The following is a 5,683-nucleotide window of genomic DNA, read 5'->3' as shown; positions in this document are numbered from 1 at the left end:
GATAAGATATCGGGCATGGGCTGAAGAGTGGCTTTTGAGTTTTCGTTGTGAGAGACAATAACTCTACTACGTCAGCCCTCTCTCTTCATACTCTTTTTTTGGCTAAGGTATTGATCTTAGTGACGGTTTTTCAATCATCCCAGGCTCAGATAATAATTACACAGCGAGGTTCACTGTGCAAAAGTTTTCGTTTGGATTTCTGGCAAATTTGAGGCACTCATACCAGAAACTATTGTACGTTTAAGCATTGGGTGGTCAGTATGAGTAAATCCTGTATCAGAGTCAGGATGGAAACAAACAACAGTTAATTTATCCTTCATGGTACGAAATTTATGAAGGCTATTAGCAGGAATAAAAATAGTGACACCTGGCTCAAGTGAAATAATACCGTCAGGAGTTTCACATTCACCACCACCTTCAATGACAATGATTAGCCTGTAGCTAGGATGAGTATGAGCAGTCTGATCTACATCAGAAGGGAAGTACAGAGCATTAAGACAAGGATCTCCCAGCATAATTGGCGGAATTAGCACATTATCTGTACCCCCATTGATATAACCCAATCGCCCGATTGGTTCAACTGCGCCTCCGATAAGAAAAACACCTTTAAAAGCTGGACAAGATACTAAAAAACCTGATGAATTTTTCCCATCAATCCAACCTCCTCCAGGCAAACTGAAGTACATACCAGGGTGAAGTTTGTACTCCTGTAAACCAACGCTGCGATACAAAATGGGTTGACCACTGTAGACATAGCCAAAATGGGTTCCCGTGTCGGGAAGCTGAATACAATCTCCGCTCCAAGCCATAAAACAATCTGATGATTGTTCATTAAACTTGGAAAGATTGCCGTGAATTAACTGCCGATATATTTGAACTGTCATAATCAAGTTATTTTACGTATTTTTTATTGAACCTTTATACATTCTTACTGGACAACTGTTTAAAACCCTTACGGACAGAAGAATATAAATTGAGCAAGCAAAAACTGGTGCAATAGTTATAGCTGATAAATTCAAAAAATAACAGCTTTATTTATGGTTTAATGCTCAAAATCTTTTGACAGGTAGTATTAATGTATTTAAAATTTCTTTACGTACTTGCGGATCAATCATGCAATCAGTATTTAGACACTCTACCAAGAGTAAATTAGCTTCGTAATAGGTTTTAAGTAATTTCTTCTCATCTTCATCAAATTTTAAAGAATTATCACCTATTTTAAGATTTCTTTTGGCAATGCTCCTAGATTCATCAGCTAAATGTTTGAGCTTCTCTTCATCAAGCTCATTCTTGTCAAATTGAGTATCATTTTGATATAACTTTTCTAAAATATTTCTTACTTCTTGGTGTAATTTGTCAGACTCAAGAGCATATTGCAGAGCTATATACATAGCTTGATTAGCTGATAAAACTCCGCTTATTTTTTGCTTACCCTGAGTAATATTTTTGTCATACTCTTCAGCAATACAAATACCTTCTTCAAAATTTGTGTCTTGAAAAACGCGAGCAAAAAAGCTACCACATACTAGATAATTAGCTGAATTATCTAGTAATAAGCTAAGTCGTCGCTCTTGGTCTATTTCAAAGTCAATATCAAAATAAAAAGCTCGTATAGCGGGTAATTTAACAGAAATATTGTGCTTTGATGATTTTTCTTGCACATCCATCAGAAATTTCTGTAATTTTTTGCTATGTTCTAAAAGCTTATCAATTCTGTCTTTCATCCTTTTTAAAAGTAACGAGGCATCTGGTTGAGCCATTTCTACTGATAAAAGAAATACTTCTCTCCAGTAGGTATCTCTCAAATTATCAAGTAAATCCTGAAGCAGACTTTTTCTAATGTTGATTTCACGAGCAGTAAAGTATTCATGAAAAGTGAGATGGGAGAAAGAATAAATTCCTTTTGCACGCTCCACTAAAAGGCCATGATGTGCTTCAAATCCATGTAAAATAGCTGCACTATCTAGTTCTAGAGCTTCTTCTTCTCTCTCGGCATTACTACTTAAATTTTGAATATATTCTTGTATATAAGTTTTTGCTTCTTTTTGGGTAAAGAAAAATTTTTTCTGTTTGAAAGTTTTAAAAGCAATATAACTTAATAAGTCCTTCTTCCTTTGAAGAGAGAGTATTTGGTAAACTTGCTCTCTCTGAATTCCTCGTTTAGCATCCCACTTGCTAAGAAGAATTTCCAATCCTTCTGTATATAATTCTGAACGGTTATTAGGAGCAGTGCATTTCTCTTCAAAGACTAAGCATATTAATGTTAATAGAAGAGGTGTAACTGCTAATTGAGATAAACGATAATTATTCTTTAAAAATTTAATTGCCTCTTCTGCTTGAATAACTTTTTTATTTTTAGCTTTAAACCATTGATATATAAATAAGTTAATTTGTTCCTCACTAAAATCAGCTATTTCAACCTCATTAAATTTGTCTAATACATCGTAAGAGTATTCTTTAGCTGCTATTCTACAAGTGATAATATAATGATTTTCATAAAACATTCTCGATAAATTTCTAATTTCATTTAAAGTTCTCTCGTAATGTTCACTTTTTACTTCATCCAGCCCATCTAATAAAAGTAATATTGACCTACCTATGAATAGTTTTTGAATTTGCTCTGTAGTTACTCCACATTCAAAAAACACTTGTCCCATATATTCTAATAAACTTGGAGAATTAGAAGCTTCAGAAAAGTATTTAAGATTTAAAAAAATGGGAACAAGATTTGGCATAAATATTCTTTCGTTACACTGAAGAGCCAGATGCTTAAGAAAAGTTGTTTTTCCAGCCCCAGGTTTACCTAGAACAATTAGCTTTTTATATTTTTTAACTGCATTTTCACCAGGAACTCCTTCTTCAGTTACTCTGCCTAATCCAAATCTTTCCAAATCTTCTAGATTAGATTCTGCAAGTAATTCTTTAATCGTCTTGCGTTTGTGAGCAGTAAGCTTCTCTAAAATATTGACATGCGTATAGATTTGATTTATGTCCATCGGCTGCGACATATCTAGCACGCGCATTGTGCCGCACCATTCTTGAATGGTATCTCTTACTTTATTGCGTACTTCCTCTACTAAATTTGTTACCTCAATCTCGTCTTTATGAGATGAATCAGTGACGCTTTGGTTGACTATTAGCTCTGAGACAGTCAGCTCGTACCAGTCATCAAAGCCCAAGCCAGTTGCAATCTGAGAAAAATTCTCCCTTAGAATCGGTTTACCGTTAAGTAAGGCACTGATGACCGAGCGATGAAGTCCTAGCTTATCGGCCAGCATTTTCTGTGTTAGTTCCTGCTTAATTAGTGTCTCTTTGACAAGCTGTATTCCTTTTGAGGAAGCTTGTAAAGTTGGTTTTGCCATAATTGCTCAATTACAAAGCCTTACAGCTATCATCATACTACAATAAACAGTCCTTGAAAAATCTTTAGACAGACATTAGTTGACATATAAAGCGACATGGGTTTATTATTTGTCCATACGGAGAAGAACACGTAGATAAATATAGGCGTAAGCGCACTCGCATTAGAGGAGGCTAAAGCTTTATGGACATTGGGGTGCTTATAGAAACAATGAAAAATAAGCCTAGTCCTGGTTGTCCCCTTATTTGTACGTTAAGAACTGTAGAGGGAAATAATTTAGATTTGCTCATTCCGAATGTCGGAAGCTTTAGTTTTTCTAAAACACAGCTAAAAGACTTTGCGCGTGAGTATAGCTTGCCGATCTCCTTGCTTGGTTTGATGAATTTGGTTGAGAGCAAACAGATCGGTTGTCCATCTCTTTTCTTTCAAGCAGCTCTGACTGCATTATCTTTGGGGCATGGGTATGGCGGTATTAACCTAGAATCTTCCGACACAAGAGCATTTATTGCCACGGTTGGCCTTTCCTACCGAATCTGTACGGTGGCAAAGAAAAATGGCGTTGCTGATTAAGGGGATGAATTTTGTTTCGCGCAAAGGTGCAAAGGCGCGAACAATCAATCTTTCATTCTGGTTCAAAATTTCAATTCATCCCGCATTTATGCAACGCCAGAAAAATATTTAGTTTTTTCATCTGCTTTGTATTAAAAAACAGTTGTTGAAACTAATTAAGTAATTAAATATTTAGTTTCTTAGCAAGCTGGGAGGATTAGAACTTAATCACAAAAGCTGGTTCAGTGAAATATCACTGAACCAGCTTTTTTGCTTGGATCTGACTTTTATGAATGTCTTCGACTTATCTAAGTCTGTACAGAATAAAAAATTTAACTCTCGAAAGACGAAGGAGAAAATCATCAAAAACTTAAATCTATCTAGGGGCGTACTTTAATTATGCTCAGGCTAAATTTACTAACTCACCAATATAGGCGCAGTATTAGGCAGCGCAGTTTCATTCCTCAGACTAATTAAGTAGATATTTATCAATAAGAGGTATTAATTTATGTTTGATTTGGCTTCTAAATCGGTGAAATATTTTTTGTTTTTTATGTTTGGGTTTGCCAACACATATGTCATTTCCAATGTTTTGGGGCTTTCCTTGATTCTCCAAATACTTGTCTCTCCAAGTGTATGGGAATGGCTGTTCCGCATTGTAGTATTTCTCGTTTGTTTTTGTGGAGTAGCCATTATCTATGAATCTTCTCGTTAATTCTATATAGAGATTGTGTCAACCCTGCTGGATTCAATTAACTTCTTATTCCAAATACTTCAGTACATTGGAGAAATAGATTTTATGAAGATGTCAAGTATTAAATCTTACGCTATCTTAATTCCAGTTTTACTCAGCATTATTTCTTTAATTTTTGCCTTAACTACTTCCTCAAAAGTACCAATCCGCATCACATTGACCGCTCCCTCTTTAAAACTCATGGTGGAAATTAATTATGATAGACTCCCATCTCGTTTAAATTTCCTACAAGATGCAGAGGGGGTATTAATTGCTTCTGATAGGCAGTAAAAAGCAGCAAGACCTGGATTTTTCACAAGCAATAAAAAAGGTTTTACATGGACTCGTGTAAGACCTTTTTTTTGATACATCATCAATTCAAATTTACGTAGGGAAATCAATTAAGTATCAAGGCTGAGTAATAAAGACAAACTTAGCACTATATTTTTCTTATTAAAGATTAAAACCCCAGTGCTGTCGTTTCTAGGTGGTTGCTGCCTCTACTGTTTGCTGTTTAGTTTTTCTCTTGCCTTTCCCACTATTTAAAGATGAAGTATTAGCTTCACTACTGGTTTTAACAGTTGCTTGAGTTTCAGCAGTAGGCTCTGATGATTGGCTATTGTCAAACGACTGGGCTTTGTGTCGTTGACGGCTGCTTTTCTTCAACTTGCCTACTAAATATTTGATTCTGCTGCCAGTTAAATTAATCCCTAACCCCTTCAGCATCTCTGAAACTTCATCGTAAGTGTAGCCGTACTTGTCAGAAGTCAGCTTCTCGATATACCGTCTCATCTTCCGAATGGCTTCTCTGTCTGATACATCTTCTCGCTCTTTTGGTTTCTGCTCCTTCAGCAGTTCAATAGCCTTATCAATCTTCTCTTTCGTAATCACTTCTGAATTCTGCTGTTCAGCCATTGTTATCTCGTGCAATACCTTAGCCAATTTACGAGGGTTCAACGCCCGTAGAAACGGGATGAATACGACCTAAAGAAGTAAGCTTGGCAAAAATCTGGCTTAATAAAATAGGCTCAGGCATTTCA

General features: G+C 35.8%; 5 protein-coding genes. 2 read left to right on the top strand and 3 right to left on the bottom strand.

From position 1 onward, the window contains the following. Positions 1-170: 170 nt before the first annotated feature. Positions 171-884, bottom strand: coding sequence for a cupin domain-containing protein (locus tag H6G28_RS36115; protein WP_190678162.1), 714 nt, complete (start codon positions 882-884; stop codon positions 171-173). Positions 885-1,049: 165 nt separating this feature from the next. After that, positions 1,050-3,362, bottom strand: a complete 2,313-nt coding sequence (locus H6G28_RS36110) for an NACHT domain-containing protein (RefSeq protein ID WP_190678159.1) — start codon at positions 3,360-3,362, stop codon at positions 1,050-1,052. Between the two features lie 182 nt (positions 3,363-3,544). Here H6G28_RS36110 and H6G28_RS36105 point away from each other — a divergent pair, with 182 nt between their 5' ends. Both H6G28_RS36105 and H6G28_RS36100 read left to right on the top strand, forming a co-directional pair. Next, positions 3,545-3,931 carry a hypothetical protein gene (locus H6G28_RS36105; protein WP_190678156.1) on the top strand — a complete coding sequence of 129 codons (387 nt, stop codon included), beginning with the start codon at positions 3,545-3,547 and terminating at the stop codon, positions 3,929-3,931. Between the two features lie 709 nt (positions 3,932-4,640). Further along, positions 4,641-4,934, top strand: a complete 294-nt coding sequence (locus H6G28_RS36100) for a hypothetical protein (protein ID WP_190678153.1) — start codon at positions 4,641-4,643, stop codon at positions 4,932-4,934. Between the two features lie 192 nt (positions 4,935-5,126). Here the strand turns inward: H6G28_RS36100 and H6G28_RS36095 are convergent, their stop codons facing one another. Beyond that, positions 5,127-5,558, bottom strand: coding sequence for a hypothetical protein (locus tag H6G28_RS36095; protein WP_190678149.1), 432 nt, complete (start codon positions 5,556-5,558; stop codon positions 5,127-5,129). Positions 5,559-5,683: the final 125 nt, after the last annotated feature.

The sequence above is a fragment of the Nostoc sp. FACHB-190 genome, assembly GCF_014696905.1.
Classification (GTDB): Bacteria; Cyanobacteriota; Cyanobacteriia; order Cyanobacteriales; family Nostocaceae; genus Nostoc_B.
Note: the sequence above shows the minus strand (reverse complement) of the source record. Positions and strands in the feature narration are given on the sequence as shown.

Coding starts and splice junctions, on each gene's coding strand:
- H6G28_RS36110 (WP_190678159.1), bottom strand. CDS start 3,362: ATGGCAAAACCAACTTTACAAGCTTCCTCAAAAGGAATACAGCTTGTC.
- H6G28_RS36115 (WP_190678162.1), bottom strand. CDS start 884: ATGACAGTTCAAATATATCGGCAGTTAATTCACGGCAATCTTTCCAAG.
- H6G28_RS36095 (WP_190678149.1), bottom strand. CDS start 5,558: ATGGCTGAACAGCAGAATTCAGAAGTGATTACGAAAGAGAAGATTGAT.
- H6G28_RS36105 (WP_190678156.1), top strand. CDS start 3,545: ATGGACATTGGGGTGCTTATAGAAACAATGAAAAATAAGCCTAGTCCT.